A 26,994-nucleotide genomic window follows, 5' to 3' on the forward strand; every position below is an offset into this window, starting at 1 on the left:
ACTAGTTTTCTGATTTTGTACTAGTTGACTCAGCTGAATCTTTAGATGCTTCGAGTTTCTTAGCTTCTTCTTCAGCGCGTTTTTGTTCTTGTTGTTTAGCAAACTTAGATAGAGCGTCGATGCTTACTGTATCATCATCTTCATCCATATCTCTAAGTTCGATTTCTTTCTTATGTGAGTCTAGAACTTTCATATCTAGTCCTAAGGCTTGTAGTTCTTTGACAAGAACACGGAATGATTCAGGAACACCAGGTTTTGGAATACTTTCACCCTTAACGATAGCTTCATAAGTCTTAACACGTCCAACAATATCATCAGACTTGTATGTTAAGATTTCTTGCAATGTATAAGCGGCACCATAAGCTTCAAGGGCCCAAACTTCCATTTCACCAAATCTCTGTCCACCAAATTGTGCTTTACCACCAAGTGGTTGTTGAGTAACTAGTGAGTATGGTCCGATTGAACGAGCATGAAGTTTATCATCAACCATGTGAGCTAGTTTCAAGTAGTACATGACACCAACAGCAACACGGTTCTTGAATGGTTCACCAGTACGTCCATCATAAAGGATTGACTTACCATCTGAATCCATATCAGCTTCTTTAACAATGTCCCAAAGTTCATCGTTAGTTACACCATCGAAAACAGGTGTTGTAACGTGGATACCAAGTTTTCTAGCAGCCATACCTAAGTGAAGATCTAGAACTTGTCCGATATTCATACGTGATGGAACACCCATTGGATTCAATAGGATATCTACTGGAGTACCATCTGGCATGTATGGCATATCTTCTTCAGGAACAACGATTGAAACAGTACCTTTGTTACCGTGACGTCCGGCCATCTTGTCACCAACTTGAATCTTACGCTTTTGAGCAATGTAAACACGAACTAACATGTTAACACCAGGATCAAGTTCGTCTCCGGCTTCACGAGTAAAGACTTTAACGTCTTGGATAATTCCGCCACCACCATGTGGTACACGAAGTGAAGTATCACGAACTTCACGAGCCTTTTCACCAAAGATAGCGTGCAATAGTCTTTCTTCGGCTGATAATTCTGTAACACCCTTAGGTGTAACTTTACCAACTAAGATATCACCATCACGAACTTCAGCACCAATACGGATAATTCCGAATTCGTCAAGATCCTTCAATGAATCTTCACCAACATTAGGAATTTCACGTGTGATTTCTTCAGGTCCAAGTTTAGTATCACGTGCTTCTGATTCATACTCTTCAATATGGATTGAAGTATATGCATCTTCACGAACTAATTTTTCTGAAAGAACGATCGCATCTTCATAGTTATACATATTCCATGTCATGAAGGCGATAAGTGGGTTTTGACCAAGAGCTAATTCACCATTTTCCATGGCAGGACCATCGGCAATGATTTCACCCTTCTTAACTTCTTCACCCTTGTGAACGATAGGTCTTTGGTTATATGACTTACCATTATTTGAACGACGGAACTTAGTGATCTTGTAATCGTCAGTTGTGCCATCTTCGTCACGTTTGATAGTAACTTTCTTAGCATCAACGTATTCAACAACACCACTGTGGTCAGCAAGCAAAGCAGCACCAGAATCATGGGCAGCAATGTATTCCATACCAGTACCAACTAATGGTGCATGTGGATTGATCAAAGGAACAGCTTGACGTTGCATGTTGGCACCCATCAAGGCACGGTTCGAGTCATCGTTTTCCAAGAAAGGAATACATGCAGTAGCAACAGAAACTACTTGCTTAGGAGAAACGTCCATGTAATCGACTTTTTCTGGAGTAGTTTCGATGTTGTCATCTTTATGACGAGCCAAAATTGTGTTTTCAACAAATGAACCATCATCGTTTAATGGTGTATTAGCTTGAGCAACAACGTAGTTATCTTCTTCATCAGCAGTTAAGTAATCAATCTTGTCAGTTACTTTGTGAGTATCCCATGAAACACGACGATATGGTGTTTCGATGAAACCATACTTGTTGATGATAGCGTATGAAGCCAAGTTATTAATAAGTCCGATATTAGGTCCTTCAGGTGTTTCAATAGGACACATACGACCATAGTGAGTATAGTGAACGTCACGAACTTCATATCCGGCACGGTCACGAGTCAAACCACCAGGTCCAAGGGCTGATAGACGACGCTTGTGTTCTAGTTCTCCAAGTGGGTTTGTTTGATCCATGAATTGTGACAATTGTGATGAACCAAAGAATTCCTTGATTGAAGCTACAACAGGTCTAATGTTGATCAATTGTTGAGGTGTAACAGTTGCTGAGTCTTGAATTGACATTCTTTCACGTACAACACGTTCCATACGTGACAAACCAATACGGAATTGGTTTTGTAGCAATTCACCGACAGAACGGATACGACGGTTACCCAAGTGATCAATATCATCTGTAGTACCGATGTCTTCTTTCAAGTTCAAGAAGTAGTTAATACCGGCTAAAATATCAGCTGGTGTAATTGTACGGTTTTCTTCAGGAATATGACCGTTACCAATAATATTAACAACTTTTTCATTGTCAGCTTCTGAATAAATCTTAATTGTTTGAATAGTAATTGGGTCTGTTAGAACACCCTCGTCTGAAGGAGTCATAGTAATAGTCTTGAAATCGTCTCTATCAAGATATGGACTCAATTTCTTCATTGCATCACGATCAAGCAATGTATCCTTAGCTAAAATAACTTCACCAGTATCTGGGTCAGCAAGTGTTTCAGCCAAAGTCTTGTTAAGAAGTCTTGTCTTAAGATTTAACTTCTTATTGATCTTGTAACGACCAACAGGAGCTAAGTCATATCTACGTGGGTCAAAGAATCTAGCATATAGTAATGAACGAGAACTATCTGCAGTCTTTGGTTCACCAGGACGAAGTCTTTCATAGATATCCTTCAAAGCTTCTTCAACACGTGAGTCAGTTGCTTCTTTATGAACATCTTTTTCAAGTGTTAGGTTCAAAGTATCGTTTTCACCAAAAATATCAAGAATTTCTGAGTCTTCACCAAAGCCAAGAGCTCTAACTAATTCAGAAATAGGCAATTTTCTAGTTCTATCGATTCTTACATAACCGATACCTTTAGCATCTGTTTCATATTCCAACCATGCACCACGGTTAGGGATAACAGTTGTACCATAGTTTATACGACCATTTTTATCAGTATCTTGATTGTAATAAATACCAGGAGAACGTACTAATTGAGAAACAATAACACGTTCAGCACCGTTGATGATGAAAGTTCCTTCATCTGTCATGATTGGGAAATCACCAAAGAAGACATCTTGTGTCTTAATTTCACCAGTTTCATGATTTGTCAATTTCAAAGTTACGTGTAATGGTGCTGAGAAGTTTGCATCATGTGCTCTAGCTTCTTCAACAGTATATTTTGGTTCGAGCAACTTGTAATCGACGTATTCCAAAGAAAGGTTTCCCGCAAAGTCATCGATTGGCATAATATCGTCAAACATATCTTTTAGTCCTTCATCTAAGAACCACTTGTAAGAATTTGTTTGGATGTCAATCAAATTTGGCAAAGGAAGTACTTCCTTGATCTTCGCATAACTACGACGAACACGGTGTGCACCATAATTAACGTTATGATAAGTCAAATTTTTCACCTCAACATTTAATTTGTTCAAATCACATCTCAAATATTACAATTTGATTACAATTTGCTTGAAAACGGTTTTTTAACCTATTTTTAGGCAAAAAAAAACCAAAAATAGAATCAAAAAATCTATTTTTGCGTTTTTTATTTAGCATAACCACGGACAATAGATCGTGATATGCGATTTGAACTTTGAATCTCAAAAAACATAATACTCTGACAGTCTCATCTTGTCAATAGTTGGAAATTATTTTTGATGAGTTAGAGTTTTTTTATTTTCTGGTTTAGCAATATTGATTGTTAGCTTGCCCTTCTTAGAACCAACCTTGATCGTATCACCAGCATTAACTTTACCCATTAAGAGTTGTTCACTGACTGGATCTTCAATTTCTCTTTGGATGGTTCTTCTCATTGGACGAGCACCATATTCTGGATTGTAGCCATCTTTAACTAAATCACTGTAAGCTGTTGGAGAAATTACTAGCTTGATATCTCTTTCGGCCAAGCGTTTTTCAAGATTGCTACTCATAATCTTAGCAATTGCTTTAAGTTGTTCTTTGTTCAAAGCCTTGAAGACGATTGTTTCATCAACACGGTTCAAGAATTCTGGACGGAAGAACTTCTTCATTTCAGCATCGATACGTTCTTGCATTTCTTTGAAGTCATCGTGAACGTCTTTAGCACCAAAGCCAACTTCTTTTTCTTCATTCAAGGCTCTAGCACCTAAGTTAGAAGTCATAATGATAATTGTATTTCTAAAGTCGACTTTACGTCCCTTGGCATCAGTTAAGATACCGTCATCGAGGACTTGCAATAAGATATTGAAGACGTCAGGATGAGCTTTTTCAACTTCATCTAGTAAAACAACTGAATAAGGTTCATTTCTAACCTTCTCAGTCAATTGTCCACCTTCATCGAAACCAACGTAGCCTGGAGCTGAACCAATCAATTTAGAAGTACTGTACTGTTCCATGTATTCAGACATATCAACACGAATCATATTGTCTTCTGAACCAAACATAACTTCGGCGATTGACTTAGCCAATTCAGTCTTACCTACACCAGTAGGTCCTAAGAACATAAATGAACCGATTGGACGATTTGGATCTTTCATACCACTTCTAGCACGACGAATAGCACGAGATACGGCACTGATAGCAGTATCTTGACCAATAACACGCTTGTGGAGTTCTTTTTCAAGGTTAAGTAATTTCTCACTTTCCTTACGAGTAATTTGTTTAACTGGAACTCCAGTCCACTCAGCGATTACTTCGGCAATGTCGTCAGCTGTAACTACTGGTTTCTTGCTAGTAGATTTCTTATTCTTGAGTTTAGCAAGTTGTGCTTGAACGTTTTGTTCTTCTTCACGAATCTTAGCAGCCTTCTCAAAGTCTTGATCTAAGATAGCATTGTTCTTATCGTTGATCAATTGCATGGATTGATCAGTCAATTCTTCTAACTTATTATTCTTAGATACATTGTGGATTCTAACTTTAGCAGAAGCTTCATCCATCAAGTCAATGGCCTTATCAGGCAAGAAACGATTTGTTAGATAACGAGTTGAGAGACGAACAGCTGCTTCAACTGCTTCGTCAGAAATAGTTAAACCATGATGTTGTTCATATCTAGGACGTAAGCCTTCTAGAATCTTAACAGAATCCTTAGCACTAGGTTCTTCAACATAAACCTTAGCAAAACGACGTTCCAAGGCAGTATCTTTTTCAATGTATTTTTGATATTCATTTGAAGTTGTGGCACCAATCAATTGCAATTCACCACGAGCTAATGCTGGCTTCAAAATATTAGAAGCATCAATAGCACCTTCAGCACCACCGGCACCAATCAAGGTATGCAATTCATCAATGAATAAAATTACGTGCTTATCTTCATAAATTTCTTGAATAATTTTTTTAAGTCGATCTTCAAACTCACCACGATACTTAGTACCGGCAACTAATGAACCCATATCAAGCATCATGATACGTTTGTTTTGCATATCAAAAGGAACTTCCTTTTTGACAATGCTAATAGCTAACCCTTCAGCGATAGCAGTTTTACCAACACCAGGTTCACCTACTAAAACAGGATTATTCTTAGTACGACGACTAAGGATTTGGATAGTTCTTTCAACTTCTTTTTGACGACCAATGACAGGATCGATTTGATTGTCTTTAGCCATCTTCGTCAAGTCACGAGCTAAGGAATCAAGTGTTGGTGTACCACCTTTGCCCTTAGCTTGTCCTTGAGTCTTTCTTTGTTTATCGGATAAATTGGCTGCAAAACCACGACGAGCTGCCTTGTTGGACATTCCCATCTTAGAAAGAAGCAATGATTTGGTTTTAGCCAAACTAAGTCCTAAGTTAACCAAAATTCTATTCGCTAAATTATCAGCGTCATCAAGAATTGCTAACAAAATGTGTTCTGTTCCGACACGATTTGACTTGTATACGTCAGAAACTTCTTGGGCTGCACTTAAAATCAATTGTCCCTTAGGAGAATATGGTAGGTAAATTCCTTTAGCAGTATTAGATGAGACATCCCCATAACCTGTCAGATGTTCAATCTCCTCTTCAACATCTCGATCACTTACAGCTAGATCTCTCAAAGTAATACCGGCAATACCATCATTTTCCATTGTTAGACCAAGTAAAATATGCTCAGTTCCAACAGCATTGTGATGAAATGCTTTAGCACGTTCTTGAGCTAAAACAAGTGCATTCTTGGCGCTTTCGGTAAATACTTTGTCCATTAACGTTACCTCTACTTTTTAAGTGTCTGTTTAGAAAGTATAATTGTGTTTTCAAAAAAAGCAATTAATTTAACTTATTCACTTCAAATTAATAATAATATTCAATTACCTTACTAATAATTGTTCTCAATTAGAATCCTAACACATTCCTGAAGTTAATATAGGAATTTTAGATTGCCTTTTTGAACAATTCTTAGAGAACGAAAAAAGGTAATCAATTCTTTATCAGAATTAATTACCCTTTTTTACTTTCAAATTCTCTGAAGCGGAAGACGGGATTCGAACCCGCGACCCCCACCATGGCAAGGTGATGTTCTACCACTGAACTACTTCCGCATTATGTAAATGCCGACTAGAGGATTCGAACCTCCGACCCCCTGTTTACAAGACAGATGCTCTGCCAACTGAGCTAAGTCGGCATTATGCCAAACAACATTTAACATAATACACATAAATCAATCTTTTTGCAAGACTAATTTAATACGGGTGAAAGGACTTGAACCTTCATGTCCAAAGGACACTAGAACCTAAATCTAGCGCGTCTGCCAATTCCGCCACACCCGCAAAAAACTTAATAAATCCACTAAGCATTTTGCTTAATGGAGGATACAGGGATCGAACCTGTGACCTCCTGCTTGTAAGGCAGATGCTCTCCCAGCTGAGCTAATCCTCCATAGTGTTTCTCGTTTGAAACAACTATATTAGTATACCTTTTGCCTATAAAAGTTGTCAACGAAAATTTTGTATTTTTTTACCTAGACTATGAGGGTACAAAAAAAGCCAGACCAACGGCCTAGCTTTAGTTTAATTATTCTTCATTATTAGTATTGTCTTCAGGTCTCATAGTTGGGAACAAGATGACATCACGAATTGATGGTGCATCAGTTAACAACATAACCAATCTATCAATACCGATACCTAGTCCACCAGTTGGTGGCATACCATATTCCATGGCTTCAACGTAATCGTTATCGATGTGTTCGGCTTCGTCATTACCATTTTCACGTTCTTTAGCTTGTGCTTCAAAACGTTGTTTTTGGTCGATTGGATCATTCAATTCTGTAAAGGCATTTCCATATTCATGACCGAGAATGTAAACTTCAAAACGATCAGTGAAATTAGGATTTTCCTTGTTCTTCTTAGCCAAAGGTGAAACTTCAAGTGGATATTCATAAATGAATGTTGGTTCTTTCAAAGTATCTTCAACAAATTCTTCGAAGAATTCAGCGATGATGTGACCAACACCCCAGAAGTTTTCGTAGTGAACGCCTTTTTCATCAGCTATCTTTCTAGCATCTTCTAGAGTCATATCTTGACTGAAGTCTACTCCAGTTTGTTCCTTGATAGCATCAACCATCTTGAGACGTCTGAAAGGCTTGCTCAAATCAATTTCTTCACCTTGGTAACTAACGATTTGTGTACCATTAGCTTTTTGAGCGGCATGTCTAAAGATTCCTTCGACTTCTTTCATAACATCAGTCATATCCCAGTATGCAGCATATGTTTCCAATGATGTAAATTCAGGGTTATGTTGTGTATCCAAACCTTCATTACGGAAAGCTCTACCGATTTCATAAACACGTTCGAAACCACCAACGATTAATCTCTTCAATGGCAATTCCAAAGCGATACGAAGATACATTTGCATATCCAAAGCATTGTGGTGTGTGATAAATGGACGTGCACTGGCACCACCAGCTTGAGTATTTAGAACAGGAGTTTCAACTGATAAGAAGCCTTCGTTATCCAAATATTCACGAACAGCTGAGATAATCTTAGTACGTTTCTTGAAACGATCAAAACTATCTTGGTTGGCGATCAAGTCCAAGTACCTTTGACGATAAATTTGTTCAACATTAGTTAAACCATGGAATTTATCAGGCAATGGACGCAATGACTTGGCTAACATTGTAACGTGTGTAGCCTTTACAGTTAATTCACCCATATCTGTCTTCATGATTTCACCATGAATACCTAGATGATCACCGATATCAGCACGTTTGAAGATGTGGTAGTTTTCTTCACCGACAACATCTTTTCTAACATAAATTTGAATTTTTCCACTTCTATCACGTAGATCAGCAAAACCAACTTTACCTTTACCACGTTTTGACATCATACGACCAGCAATTACGCAAGGCAAATCTTGTTCTTCAAGAACTTCCTTGTCTTCATCACCGTACTTGTCATGAATTTCTTGTGCCAAAGCAGTTCTTTCAAATCTAGAACCAAATGGATCGACACCTTCATCATAAAGTTCTTGAAGTTTTTCACGTCTGACCCTTAGTTGGTCATTCATGACTCTCTTCTTCTTGATCTCTTCTTTTGTTGGTTGCTTCTTGTTATTTTCGTTACTCAAAATTTTTCCCCCTGTCTACTGATTTTTTGTAGATTTCGCTTCTCTTGCTTCATAACTTTCAACAAATTGATCTAGCGTATCGAACACTGCTTGCATGGAGTCTTCTTCCATTACTTTAGCACGAGTTCTAACTGCACGGGGAATCCCCTTTAGATAATATGCTGCTTGTTGACGAAATTCTGGAACACCAACATGCTCACCTTTTAAGTCTACCAGACGTTGGAGTTGAAGTTTAGCTATATTAATTTTTTCTGCCACAGTTGGTTCTGGCAAAAGCTCGCCAGTTTCCAAATAGTGGTTCATAGCATTCAATCTCCACAAGTTACCCAAGACTGCTCGTCCAACCATCACTGCATCGGCTCCAACTTGATCTAACATGTATTTAGCATCTTGTGGCGTTTTAACATCACCATTTCCCATAAAAGGGATTGAAATTCGTTGGGCTACTTCATGTAGAAGTTCCCAATCAGAATGTCCAGAATACATTTGAGCTTTGGTTCGACCATGCATGGCAATAGCACTGGCACCAGCTTCTTGAGCCGCCAAAGCATTTTCAACAGCTAAGATATGATCACTATCCCAGCCAGTGCGCATTTTTACGGTCAACGGCTTGTCAATTGCTGAACTGACTGCTTTAACTGCCTTGTATAACTTGTCAGGATCTTGTAACCATGTAGAACCAGCACCTGTTTTAGTAACTTTCTTGACCGGACATCCCATATTAATATCAATAATATCAGCACCAGTATTCTCAGCCACAAATCTAGCCGCATTGACTAAGGTTTCTGTATTGCCTCCAAAAACTTGAATGCTTACGGGATGTTCCTTGGGATCGACGAAAAGCATGCCTAAAGTTTTAGCATTATGATATTTGATACCTTCGCCACTGATCATTTCACAAACGACCAGACCGGCGCCAAATTCTCTTGCTGTCACCCGAAAGGCTGAATTAGTAACACCCGCCATTGGGGCAACGACGATTTGGTTTGGTATCGTCACATTGCCTATTTTCCATTCCATACGTTTACCTCTGATCATTCAACTACAACGTCAAATAATAACAAATTATCTATTGACATGGCAAATATGATTAACCTTGTTGGGCAATAATTTCTTTTAGATCGGCTTCACTAAATTGATATTTGTTACCACAGAATTTGCAAACTGCTTCAGCACCATGATTTTCTTTGATCATATTCTCTAATTCTGATTTTTGTAAGGTTGCTAATGATTTAGAAAATCTTTCTTTAGAACAATCGCATTTGAATCCAACTGGCATTTCTTCCAAATACTTCATTTCAATACCATTCATGACTTTTTCCATGATGTCCTTGTTGCTCAAACCTTCATTCAGCAATGTTGACAAATTAGGAATAGTCTTCAGATTAGCTTCAATTTTGGCAATATCTTTATCACTTGCACCAGGAAGTGTTTGGACCAAGAAGCCACCAGCTGCACCAACAGTTTCATTAGGTGTCACAAAAACTGAAACACCAATTGCTGAAGGAATTTGTTCAGATTTGGCCATATAGTAAGCAAAGTCCATACCGATTTCTCCTGAAACCAAAGGAACTGAACCAGTAAAAGGAGCTTTTAGATGTAAGTCTTTAGTAATGCTCAAAGTACCGTCTGTTCCAACAGCTGCCTTGACATTAATATGACCGTCTTCTCTAGCCTTCAAACTGATATGTGGGTTAGTAATATAACCTTTGACATAACCTTTAGCGTTAGCATCGACCACAATTGCACCAACTGGGCCATTGCCTTGAATACGAGTTGTTAATACTTCGTCTTCTTTCAAAGTTGACGTTGCAACAAGCATTGAACCAATCAAAGTTCTTCCAAGAGCAGCACTAGAATTTCTCCAAGTGTCGTGTCTTTTTTGAGCTTCTTGAACGGTTTGTGTGGCATTAACAACGTAAGCTCTAAACTTACCGTTAGTTGAAACAGCTTTTGTTAATGTATCTGTCATATTTATTTCCTCCGTTCAAAAAAGCGACTCCATAAGAGTCGCTTTTTCTTATATTATTAATTATCACTATTATTATCTTTATTGCTATCTGAATTACTATCAGAATTTTCTGTTGAATCGTTTGTATCAGATGAATCATTCTTTGGTTGATCATCTTTTTCAGAAGGGAATGTAGTGTCATCAGCAGTTGTTTCTGACTTGGCATTTTCCTCTTTGTTTGATTCTTCAGCTTTTTGTTTGGCAGCATCTTTTGCTTCAGCAGCTTTCTTAGCTTCTTCAAAAGTAGCAGCACTTTCACTTGGGAATTCTTGGTTAGCATCATTAGCAGGCATCTTACCTGTCTTGTACAAGCTCAAGATTTCCTTTTCATCAAGTGTTTCGTACTTCAACAAGGCCTCGGCAATAATCTTATGTTGTTCACGATGTGTTTCAAGAATTTCTCGAGCACGTTCGTGATCTTCATCGATAATGCGTTTAACTTCTTGGTCGATAGCTTTGGCAGTGTCTTCAGAGTATGAAGGCAATTGACGATAGTTACCACCACTGAATGGTTGTCCATTCTTTTCAAGTTGAACAGTACCAAGCTTGTCTGTCATACCATATTCAGTAACCATAGTACGAGCAATTTGAGTAGCTTGCTCAAAGTCATTTGAAGCACCGGATGATGGTTGACCAACGATTAACTCTTCAGCCGTACGTCCACCAAGCAAACCAGTAATTTGTTCATTTAATTCTTTCTTAGTAGCAAGGTTTTGATCATCCTTAGGAAGCATGATAGCGTAACCGCCAGCACGTCCACGAGGAACAATCGTAACCTTTCTAACTACTCGAGAATCACTCAAGACCAAACCAATCAAAGCATGTCCAGCTTCGTGATAAGCAACCGTATGACGTTCTTTTTCAGGAACAACACGGTTTCTCTTAGCAGGACCAGCGATAACACGGTCTTCAGCTTCATCAAGATCAGTTGGATCAATCTTTTGCTTACCACGTCTTGCAGCAACTAGAGCAGCTTCGTTAAGTAAGTTTTCAAGATCAGCACCAGCAAAACCTGGAGTTTGTTGAGCAATAGCTTTCAAATCAACATCGTCTGTGAATGGCTTATTCTTAGCATGAACTTTAAGAATAGCTTCACGACCCTTGACGTCTGGACGACCAACAAGGATCTTTCTATCGAAACGACCTGGACGTAGTAACGCTGGATCAAGCACATCGGAACGGTTAGTAGCAGCCATAACGATGACACCTTCGTTACCAGTAAATCCATCCATTTCAATCAATAATTGGTTAAGCGTTTGTTCACGTTCATCGTTACCACCACCGGTACCGGAACCACGTTGACGACCAACGGCATCAATTTCATCGATAAAGATGATTGATGGAGCATCTTTTTTGGCGTTTTCAAACAAGTCACGAACACGTGATGCACCAACACCAACGAACATTTCAACGAAGTCTGAACCAGAGATTGAATAAAACGGAACTTTGGCTTCACCAGCAACAGCCTTAGCTAGTAAAGTTTTACCAGTCCCGGGAGGACCCTCAAGAAGAACACCTGATGGGATTCTGGCACCCAAAGAAACAAATTTCCTTGGGTCTTTTAGAAATTCAACAACTTCAACAAGTTCTTGTTTTTCTTCTTCAGCACCGGCAACATCAGAAAATCTAACTTTATTTTTCTTTGGATCTTGAGGTTTAACCTTGGATTTACCGAAGTTCATTACACGGTTAGCACCGCCACCTTGGCCTCCTCGACCCATCATTGCAAAGATTATAAAGAAGAATAATGCAAACGGAACAATCACCGTCAAAATCAAAGAAATCCATTGACCGGACTGTGATTTAGGAGCCGCAGTCGTCTTAACTCCCTTGGCAGTCGCAGCGTTATTGATTCTCTTTAACGTATCATTATTAGGCAAAACAGTTGAACTAAATGAAGTTACTTCACTAGAACCAGTGCTTTGAGAACGGCTAAATAATGACACGGAACGTGTAGTATCAGCCTTTTGAGCTTTCTTGTATTCACCAGTAACTTGATAAGCCCCTCCGATAGGTTCCAATTTGAAACTCTTCACTTTGCCTTGCTTCAATTGTGTGATGAATTGGTCTTGGCTTAATGTCTTTGATTGGTCTGAGGATTGACCACCAGCAAACCAACTTGCTGCAAGAACCAAAACAACAAAGAGCAAGATGTAAAACAGGCTATTGTTAATTAACCTATTTCGATTATTTTTCATACATTTCCTCCTAATTACTTAGACGTTACATATTGTAACATTGGTGAACATTAACACAATAATAATTGTAACTCTATCTAAATTATTTTGTACTATATACGTCTGGTTTTAAAACCCCAACATAAGGTAAATTACGATATTGCTCATTATAATCCATTCCATAACCAACAACGAATTCATCTGGAATTTGTACACCAATGTAATCGACGTCAACATGTTTGATTCTTCGAGCAGGTTTATCTAAAAAGGAAACAATTTTAATTGAGTTAGCATGTCTGGCATTAAACAACTCAGTCAATCTATCCAATGTATAACCAGTATCGATAATATCTTCAACAATGACTACATCACGTCCACGTAATGACGTATCCAAATCTTTAATGATTCTAACGTCACCAGTTGACATCGTATTTTCGCCACCATAACTAGAAACATCCATAAAATCGTATTCCATTTTAATATCGATATTCTTAACCAAATCCATCATAAACATTGCTGCACCACGCAAGATACAAACAAACAACGGATTCTTACCACGATACTCCTCAGTTAATTCTTTTCCTAAACGAGCATTAGCCTTTTGGATCTCTTCTTTCGAAACCAAAATCTTTTCGATATCTGAATTCATTCTTTTACCTCAACAAAGTTAATTTTGTAATGTTTATTACCTTTTTTTAAATAATCACTCATATTATAAATTTTTTCAACCCAAACTATCTGATTATCAAATAATAAAACTAAATAATTTTTACGTTCATATTCAGGTATTTTTTCATTAATAAATCGTTTACTCAATTTTTGATGTTTTCCATTAGAAAGAAGCAACTTATCCCCATCACGACGCGTTCTTAACGTGATTGTCTGGGGGATTTTGTCAACAACTAACGTACCTGAGTCATCATTCGTAATTTTTATTTTTTTTCCATTAAAAGTAATAGTCTGATTTAGTTTAACATCAATTGTTTCAAAATTAGTCGGTGTAGCTTTTTTTATAACAAACTGATTGTAAGTACGAATAAAACGCCATGAATCTTCTAAATCAACCGCAGCATTACTTTGATCACCAGTTAAAACTTCAATGATCTGATCGATTTGACGATTACTGATGGAAATATCTAATTTTCGCTTCGTAAAGAAATTTCCCCAAAACAAGGTCTGTTGGCCTTTATCCAATTGTAAAACTGGCTTTATTCGTCCGATAATTTGCTGCGAATTTTCTCTTAAATCCATTGCTTTTTCAATCGAAATGAATTGTTTTTTAGCCAAATTGATCAATGCTGTCAGCTGTTGGTCAAAAAAGCGAAAATGACTCAACAACTGTCCGTTTTCTTTTTGTAATTCTGGGAAAATATTGTTTCTCAAACGGTTACGCATGGTTATGTTATCAAAATTAGTTTCATCCTGGACATGATTTATATCATGGATATCTGCATATTCAGCTAATTGGCGTTTAGAAAAATCCAATAATGGTCGGACTATTTGACCAGTTCCAAAAGGACGTTGTTCCTTTAAGCTGACAACCTCATAAGCATTGCCTGATCGAATCATTTTCATCAAAATGTTTTCTGCCAAATCATTATTATGGTGGGCCGTCAGCAACGTATCAAAATTACCTTTTGCCATAACTTTCTTAAAGAAATCATAGCGAAAACTCCTAGCTGCAGCTTCCATTCCAACATCCTTAGGCTTTTTGCGCCACTTGGTAGTAAAGAATTGATAACCATTTTCAACACAATACTTTTTGACAAATTTTACTTCGTCGGCACTTTCCGGTCTCAAATCGTGGTCAACGTCAACTACCGCAAAATTGTCTGGATCTAAAACTCTGCCAACAACGTGTAATAAGACCATCGAATCCACGCCACCGGATACGGCCACTAAAACTTTCTTAGCTTGATAGCGTTGGAGTTTTTGGCGCAAGGTTCCTAATAATTTATTGTCTAATTCCATACTTGCCTCCACTGAAATAAAAAAGGTTGAGACCAAGTCCCAACCATATAAAATTATTAGCTACGGCGTCCGCCACGACCACCACGTTTGCCTTCAGTGTTTTTCTTTAAGATACTTAGTCGTTCTTCACTTTCTTTCATGAAGCCTGACATCATATCGTCAAAGCTTTCTTGCTTACGTTGTGGTTTCCTTTCATTACGCTCGTGTGAACGATGTGAATGATACTTTGGCTTAGGTTTGTCTGACGCTTGCTTAATTGAAAGTGCAATTTTATGATTTCTTTCACCAAGAACTAAAACTTTCACTGTATCGCCAATGCTTAGCACATCATGGATATCTTTAACGTATCCATCGGCAATTTCACTGATGTGCACCATTCCGCTTTGTCCTTCTCCTAGGTCAACGAATGCCCCAAAATTTGTAATTCCAGTAACTTTGCCTTCTGTTTTAGCTCCTACTTCAACTGTCATCTAATTAAAAAAAATTCCTTTCCCTATTTTTGAATCGTAGTGGTTTTTACATCATCTGGCAAATTATAAATTTGTTCGCCCGGTTTGCTATACATGTACTTCTCACGAATGTATTTTTCCAAATAATTCGTGTTATGAAGCTGGCTCACTTCGAGCTTTAAATCCTGTTGTGTGGATTTTTGCTTGTCTAGCTTTTGCTTGCTAACTTCAATCTGTTCCATTGTATTAGTGTAAGTTCGGTGCGCATTAAAAATTTGAACGCCAAAGACAGTCAAAATAATCACAAAAATAATGCCTATCATCAAAATACGCCGACGATGAACTTTCTTGACGTAATTTTTACGATGATTAGGAGTTTGAGATTTCTTTGGCTGTAAGACTGAAACGTTGGAATTTAATTTACGTACTTCCATACCACTACTCCCCTAGAAATGATTACCTTGAGTATAACAAGTTTAAGCAATTATTTGAATAATAAAATGGTTAATTTTAATCTATTTCTAATTTTTGATTAGACTTCTTCGTACATATCAGCTGATTCATTTTTCTTAGTTGTATCTTTGGTATTGAGAATTCTAATTTTCATAGTTCTTTCTCCAAAGTGTAATTCTAATACATCCCCGACACCAACATCAGTAGACGATTTGGCTACACGATCGTTGATAGTAGCACGACCGTTATCGGCAAACTCCTTAGCAACAGTTCTTCTCTTAATAATACGGCTTACTTTTAAAAACTTATCTAGTCTCATAATTAATCCTCAATTTTCATAAATTTGGTGAGATATTTACCCATTGGTAAAATTTCCCATTCTTCTTTAGTCAACATTCTCCAATGTTTGGACAATTTTAAATAAACTAATGCCCCAATAGGAATGGCAATAATATTTAAAATCACACTGTGAACTCGAGTCATCGTTGTACCAACAGCAAACAAACTGACAATAATCTTGACAATGACGGCCATTACTAGTCCCGCCTTGATCAGATTAAAGATAAATCGTTTGTCTAAAGATAAAAATTCACGATTGAAATCATAAATAATTAAGATTCCAAATAAAATCACGCATTCACTCAAAACGGTTGCCATAGCTCCACCAGCAATTCCATATTTAGGAATCAAAATAACATTCAAAGCTGCCTTAGCTACTAACGACATTCCAAACAACACTAATTTGTGAATGTTTTTTTCATCATCACTACTAGTTATTGCAATCAACAAATTGATCAACGACACGATCAAAATCGACAGCATATAAATGCCCAAAGTTTTCGAGCCATTCATATCAGTAAACAACATCGTATTGATCTGAGGCATTAAGGCAATCAATCCAGCTGTTTCTGCCACTGAAAGCCACAAACAAACTCGGACCATCTTTTGAATCGTCGCTTGATTTTGTTTTACTCTATTAGTTTCCTTTAACTGCGGCATGATTGTAGAAACAAACGACAATGAAATAACGATTCCTAACTGCAACAATGGTTGTCCACGATCAAAAATCCCTTTTTGAATTTCCGCTTGTGTCAACGAGATTCCCGAATGCATTAATAATCGCAGCATTGAAAAGGAGTCAATAAATTGATAAAAAATCGTAATTCCGGTAAAGACGATAATCAACAATATTTCCAAAGCTAGTCCATGTTCAAGTTTGATTTTTCCATCACTAGCGGCTTCTTCGATTCGATGATGCTTTTGAAAAGTTTTCACCAAAATAATCACTGCTAAAATTCCACCGATAAACGCTCCGGCATTAGCAATCGATCCCATTTGATAAACATTCAAAATCCCATGTCCAAACAAAATTGCACTCGTAATAATGACTACGATCCGCAAAAATTGTTCACTGACTTGTGAAATCGCACTTGGTGTCATCAATAAATCACTTTGAAAATAACCGCGCAAACTGGCTTCAAAAGGTACTAATAAGAACGTCAAAGCGACCATTCTCACTTCCAAATAAAGTTGTGGATCTCCCATCAAAAAAGCTAAATATCTGGAAGACATCCATAACAATCCAGTAACAACGACACAACTAACCGATAAAATCACAAAGGTTTTTTTTAATAAATTGTGTTTAGCAGTCAGCGAATCTTGTTGAGCAATGGTTTTTGAAATAACCACCGGCAAACCGGATAAAGCTAAAACTGAGAATATCCCATAAATTGGATAAACTTGTTGATAAATAAAATAACCACGATCCCCAACAATATTCTGCAATGGAATCCGATAAATGGCACTCAATAGCTCAGAGAACAATGAGGCAATAGTCAGAATCCAGGTCCCCTTAATAGCCCTAGACACTTCTTTTTGCATAATTAATTTTTAATTTTTTCTTTCTTTAATTTGTCGAAACCTTCAGCCATCTTTTGGGCAAAAGTTTCAAGTTGTTGGAACCATTCAGATTTATCAACACTCTTTGAATCCAAAGTCATCTTAAATTCATCATTCTTGTCACTGACTTTAGCCTTCATTGTCGTATTGCTCAAAAACTTAAAGACTAAATCACCAGTTAAGTAATCATTAGCCTTTTTATCGAATTTAATCGTAATGAAACTATCTCTCATAACGACACTCTTAACTAATGATTCATCGAATGAATTCTTCAATAGACTGATATCTAACAAATTAGCAACTTCTTGAGGATACTTACCAAAGCGATCTAATAATTCGGACTTAACTTCTTGGTAATTTTCCAGAGAATCAATTTGTCTAATTCGCTTGTATAATTCAACTTTTTGACGTTGATCACTGATGTAATCATTTGGTAAATAAGCTTCCACAGCCAAATTAACTTCAGAATTGGTCTTTTCAGCTTTCGTATGACCACGTTTTTTGGCAACAGCATCATTTAGCATTTGCGTGTACAAATCAAATCCGACTGAATCAATAAAGCCGTGTTGTTGTTTACCGAGTAAATTACCAGCGCCACGAATCGACAAATCACGCATGGCAATTTTGAATCCAGAACCTAGTTCGGTAAAGTTCTTAATAGCCTCAAGACGTTGTTCGCCGACTTCAGTTAAAACTTTATTTGGACGATACATCAAGTATGCATAAGCTACTCGACTTGAACGACCTACTCGACCTCTAATTTGATAAAGTTGTGACAAACCATAACGATCCGCATTTTCAACGATCAAAGTGTTGGTATTTGGCATATCAACACCAGTTTCAATGATGGTAGTTGTTACTAAAACATCATATTCACCGTTCAAATAGTCAGCGATTACGCCTTCCATTTGAGTTTCATTCATTCGTCCATGAGCGGTCGCAATTCTAGCATCGGGTACTAAAGCTTGTAATTGTTCGGCCACTTGATCCATATCTTCAACTCGGTTGTGCAAATAAAAGACTTGTCCACCACGTGCCATCTCTCGTTTGATAGCACCAGCGATAACTTCATAATTTTGTTCCATCACGTAAGTTTGAACCGGATACCGATTGCTAGGAGCCGTTTCAATCAAAGAAAGATCACGCACACCTAACATCGACATGTTCAAAGTTCTAGGAATTGGTGTAGCTGTTAAAGTTAGGACATCGACATTAGCCTTTAGCTGCTTGATTTTTTCCTTGTGTTTAACACCAAACCGTTGTTCCTCATCAATAATTAAAAGCCCAATATCGCTGAACTTAACATCTTTTGACAATAAACGATGTGTTCCAACAATAATATCTAACTGACCATCAGCCAATTGCTCGATTGTTTCTTTACTTTGTTTTCTTGTTTGAAAACGTGACAAAATACCGATGTTGACAGGAAAACCTTCAAAACGTTCCTTCATAGTTTCGTAATGTTGTTGAACTAATAAAGTTGTTGGCGCTAAGAAAACAACTTGTTTGCCGGCCTCAACAGCTTTAAAAGCAGCTCTTAAAGCCACTTCAGTCTTACCAAAACCAACATCCCCGACTAACAAGCGATCCATCGGATGAGGTTTTTCCATGTCACGCTTGATTTCGTCAATTGAACGCAATTGATCTGGCGTCTCTGGATAAGGAAAGGCATTGTCAAAATCATGCTGCATCGAATCATCTTTAGGAAAAGCAAAACCTTTTTCAGCCTCACGTTTAGCATACAAGTCAATCAAATCATCAGCGATATCTTCAATATTAGATTGAACTTTACGTTTAGTCTTTTGCCATTCGTTACCACCCAATTTATTGATCTTAGGTGATTTACCTTCAGCAGAAACGTACTTTTGGACCATATCCAATTGGGTAACGGGGATGAATAAGCGCCCATCGTCACGATACTCAATCGTAATATAATCTTGGTGCTTACCATCAACTTCCATCGTCTGCATACCGATGAATTTACCAATACCATGGTTGACGTGAACAACGTAGTCGCCTGGTTTTAGTTCGTTGTAACTCTTCAATCTCTCGGCATTAGCTAAAGTTTGATGCCGACGCTTCTTAGGTTGACGGTTAAACAATTCTTTTTCTGTAATTACTGCTAATTTTTCCTCTGGCATTTCAAAACCAGAACTCAAACTAGCATTCATAATTTGTGTTTGACCTGTAATTACTTTATCTTCAGTTGTCAACGTAGCTTTGATGCCAAAGTCGGTCAAAGTATTGTTGATAGCATCGATTCTTTTTTCGTTGCTTATGGCTAAAACCACCGTATATTCTTGTTTTTGCCAACGTTCTACTTCAGATTTTAAAAGAGGCATCTGACTGAAGAACTGTTGCATTGAACGAACTGAAACATCTTGCAACTGATTCAGACGCATCCGTCCCATTCCTTGTTGAAAAGCTGACAAATAGATTTGTCCATGAAGGTCTTCTTTAATGTTTTCCACGAAGTCCTGACGAATCTTTTGTTCAGGTAGAGCCTTACCAAACTCCAGTTGACTGGCTAGCCATGATTCGTTTTCAGCTCGATTGTCGTTAGATTGTTCAATCAAACGATTGTACTCATCAAAAATCACTAAATCATCAGTTTGCAAATAATCCAAGAGACTATCTGGTTTTTCAAAAACGTAATCGGCAATTCGGCCAATATTTTCTGGACGCATCCCTTCAGACAACTCAGCTATCGTCTGTCCAAAAGAAATTTCCAAATTGTCTTTGATATCTTTATCATCAGTCGAGGCTAATTGTTTTTGATAGCTCTTTTGCAACTTATCCAAAGCTTTAATGACTTGTTCATCTGTTACGATTCGGTCTTTAGCAGGCAGTACTTCAATTTTTTCTAAAGTATCCATACTGCGTTGCGTTTCAGTATCGAAAAATTTAATTTTTTCTACTTGATTGCCGAAAAAGTCGATTCGAACTGGATTATCTACTGTCAAAGGATAAATGTCGACAATATCCCCACGGATAGCAAAATCCCCAGGTTTAGCAACTAATTTTTCTTTAACATAACCCATTTGGACAAATTCTTGATTCAAATCTTCCAAATCATATTCTTCATCAACTTTAATTTTTAGTTGTGCTGATTCGAACAATTCTGGCGTTGATAATTCATATTCCAAACCAGATACCGATGTCACTAAAATCCCTGGTTCATCGCTGATCAAAAAACTCAAAGAACCAATTCTCTGACTCAATTCATCTGGTGAACTAGTAGCTAATTCAGTTGAAATCGATTCTTCAACTGGAAAAATATGGACAATATCGCTGTCTAACAAATTCAAATCATCATAAATTTTATTGGCATGGAAATTAGTATTTTCCACAATCAATAATTTTTTACCCGTTTTCCTTAATGCTTCCAATGCAAAAAGGGAAATTGTTGATCCCGTCAAACCGGTTAAGACATTTTTTGTCTCTGGCTTAACTTGATTAATAAATTCCCCAAGGTCGAGCTTATCTGTTATGAAATTTATTAAATTCAATTTTTGCCCCCTTTTTAAGTAGTTCTAATTGTATTTATTCATTAATTGATCAGCAGTACTGCCACTGACCCAATCCTTAACCATGTCAACCGCTTGATCAATTCCAGACAAAGCTACTGGCTCTTGATCTTTAGAAAATGGTGTCAAAACCCAGTTGACGACAGTTTGTTTATCAGGATGCTGTATACCAATTTTAATGCGATCGAAGTCTTTGGTACCTACAGCTGAGATTATACTCTTAATACCATTGTGACCACCAGCAGAACCCTTCGTTCTTAAACGAACTTTACCGATTGGCATATCGAGGTCGTCTTGAATGACCATCAATTCATCAGTTCTAATCTGGTAGTAGCCCATCAAAAATTTCACGGCTCGACCGGATTCATTCATGAAAGTTAAAGGTTTAACAAGAAAAACTGTTTCGCCATCAACTTTAAATTTACAGTATTCAGCTTCAAAATCTTTTTTCATTTGTGTTTGACCGTATTCATTCATTAATCTATCAATGGTCATAAAACCCATATTATGTTTTGTACGATCATATTTCTTACCTGGATTACCTAAGCCAACAATTAGTTTCATATTATTAATACCTCATTTCGAACTTACATTATATCATTTAAAAAATACTAAATTTTCACTTTTTTCACAATCGGCTTGTTTATTTACCTAAATTATTTGTATAATGGGTCAGGAACATATTATTTTCGAAGGGATGATATTTTATAATGACAACTCCAACAAACGAAAAGAACCATCAAAAAGTACTTCTAGTTGGTGACGGTGCCGTAGGTTCAACATTTGCTTACGCCATGACACTTCAAGGTATTGCACAAGAACTTGTTATCTGTGATATCGCTAAAGATAAGATCAAGGGTGATGCAATGGATCTTGCTGATGCAATTCCATTCTCATATCCAAAGAACATTCACGCTGGTGAATATTCAGATGCTAAGGATGCTGATATCGTAGTTATCACAGCCGGCGCTCCACAAAAACCAGGTGAAACAAGACTTGACCTAGTTAACAAGAACTTGAACATCTTGAAGACTATCGTTGATCCTATCGTTGAATCAGGATTCAATGGTATCTTCGTAGTTGCTGCTAACCCAGTTGATATCTTGACATACGCTACTTGGAAACTTTCAGGCTTCCCTAAGGAACGTGTAATTGGTTCAGGTACATCACTAGATACTGCTAGACTACAAAAATTCGTTGGTGAAGAATTAGAAGTTGACCCTCGCTCAGTTCATGGTTACATCATGGGTGAACACGGTGACTCAGAATTCGCTGCTTGGTCACACTTAACTGTTGGTGGCGTTACAATGGCAGAATGGATGGAAAGCCACCCAGAAATCACAAAAGATACTCTAGACAAGATCTACAAGAAGACTGTTAACGCAGCTTACGACATTATCAATACTAAGGGTGCTACATTCTACGGTATCGGTACTGCTCTTGCTAGAATCTGTAAAGCATTGCTTGCTGACGAAAACACAGTATTGCCATTATCAAACATGATGACTGGTCAATATGGCGTTTCAGACATTTACATCGGTTCACCTGCAATCGTTAACCGTAAAGGTCTAAAACAAATCGTTGAAGTTCCATTGAACGATGAAGAATCAGCACAAATGAAGAAATCAGCTGCAGAACTTGAAAAGATCCTTAAAGATGGTTTCGAAGCAACTGGTATCAAGGGTCGTCAATAATCTATTGATTACCGCTTAAAAAAAGCTTGAGACAAATGAATAATTTGTTTCCAGCTTTTTTTTTATCCCGAATTACTGTATTATTAATTCAATTATAGTTAGATTGGATGTGAATATATATGTTAGTTAAATCACTTGTACTAAAAAAGGATAAACTCACTACTGTTAAAGAAACAGTTACACTAGAAGAAGCCTTGAAAGTCCTAGAAGACTCTGGTTTCCGTTGTGTGCCAATTTTGGATGAGAGTGGACAAATATTCAGGGGTAATATTTACAAGATGCACATCTATCGTCACAAGTCACGTGGTGGCGACATGAACTTGCCTGTAACTACTTTGATGAAGAACGCTACTAAAACTATTAGCGTAGATTCACCATTCTTCAAAGTTTTCTTCAACATCAAGGATCTTCCTTACATTGCTGTTCTAGATGAAAATAATCTCTTCTACGGTATCTTGACTCACTCAAGACTTTTGAGCATGTTGTCAGATGCTTGGAACCTTGATATCAGTAGTTATGTTTTAACCGTCAGTTCTTCTGGCGACCGTGGCGATCTTGAAAAAATGTCAAAGATTTTTGCTAAATACGTCTCTGTAGCTGCTTGTATGACTTTGGATGCCAAATCGAATGAAGTAGTCCGCAGAACACTTTTCACATTACCATCTGGAACTGACATCGAAACACTAAAGGAAATTATTAAACGCCTTGAAAAGAAGAGTTTTGTAGTTTCTGAAATCGATGATTTAAAATCAGGTAAAATTCTCGACAAAAATACATTATAATAATAGTGTTGCTTACCGAAGTTGATTTAATTTTTAATTGTTTACGCAGCAAACAGTTCATCAATCTAATCCACCACGGTAAGCCGTTTTGGGAAATACAAATATAAAATGTTTCTAAAGCAAAACCGTTTCCAAAACAAAACCAAAAATCCTTACTAACTGTCAACCACACAGCTAGTAAGGATTTTTTATTTTTAAGCTTCAACTTTTACTAAATCATCTAATGAAACATATTTCATGTCTAAACTGTCAGCGACAGCCTTTTCGGTTAAATTACCCTGGTAAGTATTAACACCAGTTTTAATAGTCTTATTTTCAATTGCTGCAATACCTTGACTAGCAATCTCAACTGCATATGGCATTGTAACGCCAGATAAAGCTTGTGTAGCCGTTTTTGGCACAGCCCCAGGAATATTTGCAACTGTGTAATGAACTACGCCGTGAGACATGTAAACAGGGTCCTCGTGAGTCGTAGCTTTAACACTAGTTTCAAATAATCCACCTTGATCGATAGGAATATCGACAACTACTGAACCCGGCTCCATCGAAGCAATCATTTCTTCAGTTACTAATTTTGGCGTAGCAGCACCGGGAATCAAAACCGCCCCAACTACCAAATCAGATTCCTTAACGCATTTGGCAATATTTTGAGTATTCGACATCAAAGTTTGAATCTTGCCATCGAAAATATCCTCAATCTCTACTAAACGTTGCGGATTAATGTCCAAAAGCGTTACTTCAGCACCCATACCGATAGCGATTTTAGCCGCATTGACACCAACGGTACCACCACCGATAATCGTAACTTTACCTTTCTTAACTCCTGGTACACCACTCAATAATAAACCTTTACCTTGATGTGGCTCTTCCAAGAAATGGGCTCCAACTTGAACTGCCATACGTCCTGCAATTTCACTCATTGGGAAAAGCAATGGCAAACCGCCATTTGGTCCGACCATTGTTTCATAAGCAATTCCGGTTGTTTTACTTGCTAGCAACGCATCTGTCAATTTCTTATTGGCAGCTAAATGCAAGTAAGTATAAATTATTTGGCCTTCCTTGAAATACTTGTACTCTGTTTCAATTGGTTCTTTAACCTTAATAATCATGTCAGAGTCCCAAACGTCTGCTACATCAGCAATTGTAGCTCCGGCATCAATGTATTGTTGGTCAGTATATCCCGAACCGATACCCGCATTTTTCTCCACCAAAACAGTATGTCCAGCTTTGACCAGTCCTACTACTCCATCGGGAGTAGAACCAACACGTTCCTCTTGGTTTTTGAGTTCTTTTGGTATACCAACTTTCATAAAATATGAATCCTCCTTATTGTGAATTTATTAGCAATATAATATATCATATCATAGTCTGAAAACGTTCTCAAATTTGACAATAGATGGAAAACTTCCGTCGTCCGTGAAAATCCTGTGGCTGGCTGGAACATGGCTGACACGATTTTGAGCTTTTGCATGGCCCCAAAGACGCAAAATCTCAAAACTCGGTCTTTCACTAGGCAATAAATTGCCAAGAGAAATTTAGCCATTGAGCCGCCACAGGATTTTCACTCCCGACTAGATTTCAATTTCTATTTGAATAGAATCAGACACATACTTTCTAAAGAACGGCTCTATTTCTTTATTCTTTATATATAAAACAAAAAGGACATCATTAGAATGCAGCAATATACTACAATTCTAATAATATCCTCTATTAATTTCTGAAGTATTTTATATAAAGATAGAAACTACTATCCAGTCTCAGAAGTTCAATTCTGGAAAATTCTCAGTTGTAAAATTTTCCAGGTCGAACGGACGACGGCAGCATCGCACGATTATTTCTTATAAACTCGAGGTAACCTTTCACTCAAGCTGCAAAGTATTTCGTAATTAATTGTACCAGCGTATTTAGCGGCATCGGTTGCGGTAATTTCTTGATCGCCGTCTTTGCCTAAAATGGTTACTTTAGTTCCGACTGGCAATTCTTTTGGCAATCTGACCATGAATTGATCCATACAAATTCGACCAACATTTTGACAACGTTGACCATTGATCAAAACGTCGCTGCCTTGCATTCTTCTCAACCAACCATCAGCGTAGCCGATTGGAACTGTTCCAATCCATTCGTCTTCTTTGGCAGTATAAGTTGCGCCATAACCGACACTTTGACCAGCCTTAATTTTCTTAACGAAGACTAACTCTGAATACAAGCTAAGAGCTGGTTCTAGTTTGTATGGCAATGAAGTGATATCAGTTTGAGATGGATTCAAGCCATACAAGGCAATTCCATATCTAACCATATTGATAGCTAGATCTTTGTGCCACAAGGCTGTAGCTGAATTAGCACAGTGAACGTAAGTGAATTTTGTTGGCAAATCTGTCGACATTTCCTTGAAACGTTGGACTTGTTTTTCAAAATAGTTTTCATCAGGGCTATCAGCTGTGGCAAAATGGGTAAACAATCCTTCTGGAATGAAGGCTTCTTGATGATCATTTAAGAAATTGCAAGCGGCAATTAAGTCGTCTTTAGTCTGAAAACCGATTCGACCCATACCACTGTCAATTCCTAGATGGACACGTAAATTAGCAGTTCTTAATTGTACGGCAACCTTTAACCAGTCTAAATCACCCACAGTAACCGAAATATTAGCCTGTGCGGCGACTTTAGCATATTCGACAGGAATTATACCTAGAACTAAAATAGGAGCTTCTACGCCACTATTACGGATTTCTAGAGCTTCATCCAAAGTGGCAACGCATAATCCACTTGCACCAAATTCAATTTCACTTTTGGCAACTTTAACTAGACCATGCCCATAAGCATTGGCTTTCACGACGGCAAATACTTTGGTACCTTCTGGTACTGAATGTAATTCATTTTGGAGATTTGTCTTTAATTTCCCCAAATCCACTTCAACGTAAGCGGGACGATGAATTGATGGCAACATTATTTTTCTTCCTCCTCTAGAATAACCTCTGTTATTACTAGTTCGTCTGTATCTGAAATTGAGACGTGAATATTACCTTTGAAGAGCTCTGTCTTAATAAATGGTTGACCAGATGAATGATTCAAAACGCTTAAATCATGAAAACCGATGCCGACTAAACCGGTCCCCATAGCTTTAGTGAAAGCTTCCTTTACAGAAAAACGACCTGTTAAATAAGTCATCTTAGCTTTTTCGGTATTGAGAGAATTGAAAACTTCAATTTCATCAGCATTTAAAATCTTTTCCAAGAATCTGGGATGACGACCATAAATTTGCTTAACTCGACTAATTTCAGCAATATCGATACCTAATCCTTTGATCATACGTAACC

Annotated in this window: 19 protein-coding genes and 4 tRNA genes; 2 read left to right on the plus strand and 21 right to left on the minus strand. The window is 37.5% G+C overall.

What is annotated here, in order from left to right; all coding sequences use genetic code 11:
- Position 1: 1 nt before the first annotated feature.
- From rpoB to pth, 18 genes are all read right to left on the minus strand, one after another.
- Positions 2 to 3,610 (minus strand): DNA-directed RNA polymerase subunit beta, encoded by a 3,609-nt coding sequence (rpoB, locus tag G6534_RS08450; protein WP_059073674.1) that lies wholly within the window; start codon positions 3,608 to 3,610, stop codon positions 2 to 4.
- Positions 3,611 to 3,856: 246 nt separating this feature from the next.
- Positions 3,857 to 6,358: an ATP-dependent Clp protease ATP-binding subunit gene (locus G6534_RS08455; protein ID WP_059073673.1), complete on the minus strand. Its 2,502-nt coding sequence runs from the start codon at positions 6,356 to 6,358 to the stop codon at positions 3,857 to 3,859.
- A gap of 264 nt (positions 6,359 to 6,622) precedes the next feature.
- A tRNA-Gly gene (locus G6534_RS08460) sits at positions 6,623 to 6,694 on the minus strand.
- Between the two features lie 10 nt (positions 6,695 to 6,704).
- Positions 6,705 to 6,777, minus strand: a tRNA-Thr gene (locus tag G6534_RS08465).
- 62 nt (positions 6,778 to 6,839) lie between these two features.
- Positions 6,840 to 6,922 (minus strand) — tRNA-Leu (locus tag G6534_RS08470).
- Between the two features lie 36 nt (positions 6,923 to 6,958).
- Positions 6,959 to 7,031, minus strand: a tRNA-Val gene (locus G6534_RS08475).
- A gap of 135 nt (positions 7,032 to 7,166) precedes the next feature.
- Positions 7,167 to 8,657 carry a lysine--tRNA ligase gene (lysS, locus tag G6534_RS08480; protein ID WP_059073765.1) on the minus strand — a complete coding sequence of 497 codons (1,491 nt, stop codon included), beginning with the start codon at positions 8,655 to 8,657 and terminating at the stop codon, positions 7,167 to 7,169.
- A 75-nt stretch (positions 8,658 to 8,732) separates the two neighbouring features.
- On the minus strand, positions 8,733 to 9,737 hold the full coding sequence (gene dusB / locus G6534_RS08485; protein ID WP_059073672.1) for a tRNA dihydrouridine synthase DusB: 1,005 nt from the start codon (positions 9,735 to 9,737) through the stop codon (positions 8,733 to 8,735).
- A 70-nt stretch (positions 9,738 to 9,807) separates the two neighbouring features.
- On the minus strand, positions 9,808 to 10,689 hold the full coding sequence (hslO, locus tag G6534_RS08490) for an Hsp33 family molecular chaperone HslO (RefSeq protein ID WP_059073671.1): 882 nt from the start codon (positions 10,687 to 10,689) through the stop codon (positions 9,808 to 9,810).
- Between the two features lie 56 nt (positions 10,690 to 10,745).
- Positions 10,746 to 12,926, minus strand: coding sequence for an ATP-dependent zinc metalloprotease FtsH (ftsH, locus tag G6534_RS08495; protein WP_059073670.1), 2,181 nt, complete (start codon positions 12,924 to 12,926; stop codon positions 10,746 to 10,748).
- 82 nt (positions 12,927 to 13,008) lie between these two features.
- Positions 13,009 to 13,554: a hypoxanthine phosphoribosyltransferase gene (gene hpt, locus G6534_RS08500; protein WP_059073669.1), complete on the minus strand. Its 546-nt coding sequence runs from the start codon at positions 13,552 to 13,554 to the stop codon at positions 13,009 to 13,011.
- Entirely contained in the window at positions 13,551 to 14,876 is a 1,326-nt protein-coding gene (tilS, locus tag G6534_RS08505; protein ID WP_182082588.1) for a tRNA lysidine(34) synthetase TilS, read from the minus strand. Before tilS ends, hpt begins: the two co-directional genes overlap by 4 nt.
- 56 nt (positions 14,877 to 14,932) lie before the next feature.
- Positions 14,933 to 15,346, minus strand: a complete 414-nt coding sequence (locus G6534_RS08510; protein ID WP_010018495.1) for a S1 domain-containing RNA-binding protein — start codon at positions 15,344 to 15,346, stop codon at positions 14,933 to 14,935.
- A 23-nt stretch (positions 15,347 to 15,369) separates the two neighbouring features.
- Positions 15,370 to 15,759 (minus strand): FtsB family cell division protein, encoded by a 390-nt coding sequence (locus G6534_RS08515; protein ID WP_059073668.1) that lies wholly within the window; start codon positions 15,757 to 15,759, stop codon positions 15,370 to 15,372.
- A 98-nt stretch (positions 15,760 to 15,857) separates the two neighbouring features.
- Complete coding sequence (locus G6534_RS08520) at positions 15,858 to 16,097, minus strand: RNA-binding S4 domain-containing protein (protein ID WP_119317300.1); 240 nt, start codon at positions 16,095 to 16,097, stop codon at positions 15,858 to 15,860.
- A gap of 2 nt (positions 16,098 to 16,099) precedes the next feature.
- A complete protein-coding gene (locus G6534_RS08525) occupies positions 16,100 to 17,659 on the minus strand; it encodes a putative polysaccharide biosynthesis protein (protein WP_059073666.1) in 1,560 nt (519 codons plus the stop codon).
- A gap of 2 nt (positions 17,660 to 17,661) precedes the next feature.
- On the minus strand, positions 17,662 to 21,186 hold the full coding sequence (mfd, locus tag G6534_RS08530; protein WP_182082589.1) for a transcription-repair coupling factor: 3,525 nt from the start codon (positions 21,184 to 21,186) through the stop codon (positions 17,662 to 17,664).
- Between the two features lie 24 nt (positions 21,187 to 21,210).
- Positions 21,211 to 21,768, minus strand: a complete 558-nt coding sequence (gene pth, locus G6534_RS08535; RefSeq protein ID WP_059073665.1) for an aminoacyl-tRNA hydrolase — start codon at positions 21,766 to 21,768, stop codon at positions 21,211 to 21,213.
- Positions 21,769 to 21,914: 146 nt separating this feature from the next.
- Between pth and G6534_RS08540 the strand changes: the two genes are divergently transcribed.
- Together G6534_RS08540 and cbpA are read left to right on the plus strand one after the other, a co-directional pair.
- Positions 21,915 to 22,898, plus strand: a complete 984-nt coding sequence (locus G6534_RS08540) for an L-lactate dehydrogenase (RefSeq protein WP_059073664.1) — start codon at positions 21,915 to 21,917, stop codon at positions 22,896 to 22,898.
- A gap of 119 nt (positions 22,899 to 23,017) precedes the next feature.
- The gene (gene cbpA / locus G6534_RS08545; protein ID WP_059073663.1) at positions 23,018 to 23,680 is read left to right on the plus strand and encodes a cyclic di-AMP binding protein CbpA; all 663 of its coding nucleotides are present in this window, start codon (positions 23,018 to 23,020) and stop codon (positions 23,678 to 23,680) included.
- A gap of 194 nt (positions 23,681 to 23,874) precedes the next feature.
- On the opposite strand, the gene ald is transcribed toward cbpA, so the two are convergent.
- The 3 genes from ald to acpS form a co-directional block, all read right to left on the minus strand.
- Positions 23,875 to 24,990: an alanine dehydrogenase gene (gene ald, locus G6534_RS08550; protein ID WP_059073662.1), complete on the minus strand. Its 1,116-nt coding sequence runs from the start codon at positions 24,988 to 24,990 to the stop codon at positions 23,875 to 23,877.
- 521 nt (positions 24,991 to 25,511) lie between these two features.
- Positions 25,512 to 26,624, minus strand: a complete 1,113-nt coding sequence (gene alr / locus G6534_RS08555; protein WP_059073661.1) for an alanine racemase — start codon at positions 26,622 to 26,624, stop codon at positions 25,512 to 25,514.
- Complete coding sequence (acpS, locus tag G6534_RS08560; protein ID WP_059073660.1) at positions 26,624 to 26,986, minus strand: holo-ACP synthase; 363 nt, start codon at positions 26,984 to 26,986, stop codon at positions 26,624 to 26,626. The genes alr and acpS overlap by 1 nt, the downstream gene beginning before the upstream one ends.
- Positions 26,987 to 26,994: the final 8 nt, after the last annotated feature.

Source organism: Companilactobacillus pabuli, assembly GCF_014058425.1.
GTDB classification, from domain to species: domain Bacteria; phylum Bacillota; class Bacilli; order Lactobacillales; family Lactobacillaceae; genus Companilactobacillus; species Companilactobacillus pabuli.

What these genes read in the sequence shown, in the direction of transcription:
- dusB (WP_059073672.1), bottom strand. Translation starts at nt 9,737, where the DNA reads ATGGAATGGAAAATAGGCAATGTGACGATACCAAACCAAATCGTCGTT.
- hpt (WP_059073669.1), bottom strand. Translation starts at nt 13,554, where the DNA reads ATGAATTCAGATATCGAAAAGATTTTGGTTTCGAAAGAAGAGATCCAA.
- tilS (WP_182082588.1), bottom strand. Translation starts at nt 14,876, where the DNA reads ATGGAATTAGACAATAAATTATTAGGAACCTTGCGCCAAAAACTCCAA.
- lysS (WP_059073765.1), bottom strand. Translation starts at nt 8,657, where the DNA reads ATGAATGACCAACTAAGGGTCAGACGTGAAAAACTTCAAGAACTTTAT.
- cbpA (WP_059073663.1), top strand. Translation starts at nt 23,018, where the DNA reads ATGTTAGTTAAATCACTTGTACTAAAAAAGGATAAACTCACTACTGTT.
- hslO (WP_059073671.1), bottom strand. Translation starts at nt 10,689, where the DNA reads ATGACAGATACATTAACAAAAGCTGTTTCAACTAACGGTAAGTTTAGA.
- G6534_RS08515 (WP_059073668.1), bottom strand. Translation starts at nt 15,759, where the DNA reads ATGGAAGTACGTAAATTAAATTCCAACGTTTCAGTCTTACAGCCAAAG.
- G6534_RS08455 (WP_059073673.1), bottom strand. Translation starts at nt 6,358, where the DNA reads ATGGACAAAGTATTTACCGAAAGCGCCAAGAATGCACTTGTTTTAGCT.
- pth (WP_059073665.1), bottom strand. Translation starts at nt 21,768, where the DNA reads ATGAAACTAATTGTTGGCTTAGGTAATCCAGGTAAGAAATATGATCGT.
- ald (WP_059073662.1), bottom strand. Translation starts at nt 24,990, where the DNA reads ATGAAAGTTGGTATACCAAAAGAACTCAAAAACCAAGAGGAACGTGTT.
- alr (WP_059073661.1), bottom strand. Translation starts at nt 26,624, where the DNA reads ATGTTGCCATCAATTCATCGTCCCGCTTACGTTGAAGTGGATTTGGGG.
- G6534_RS08540 (WP_059073664.1), top strand. Translation starts at nt 21,915, where the DNA reads ATGACAACTCCAACAAACGAAAAGAACCATCAAAAAGTACTTCTAGTT.
- G6534_RS08525 (WP_059073666.1), bottom strand. Translation starts at nt 17,659, where the DNA reads ATGCAAAAAGAAGTGTCTAGGGCTATTAAGGGGACCTGGATTCTGACT.
- ftsH (WP_059073670.1), bottom strand. Translation starts at nt 12,926, where the DNA reads ATGAAAAATAATCGAAATAGGTTAATTAACAATAGCCTGTTTTACATC.
- G6534_RS08520 (WP_119317300.1), bottom strand. Translation starts at nt 16,097, where the DNA reads ATGAGACTAGATAAGTTTTTAAAAGTAAGCCGTATTATTAAGAGAAGA.
- G6534_RS08510 (WP_010018495.1), bottom strand. Translation starts at nt 15,346, where the DNA reads ATGACAGTTGAAGTAGGAGCTAAAACAGAAGGCAAAGTTACTGGAATT.
- acpS (WP_059073660.1), bottom strand. Translation starts at nt 26,986, where the DNA reads ATGATCAAAGGATTAGGTATCGATATTGCTGAAATTAGTCGAGTTAAG.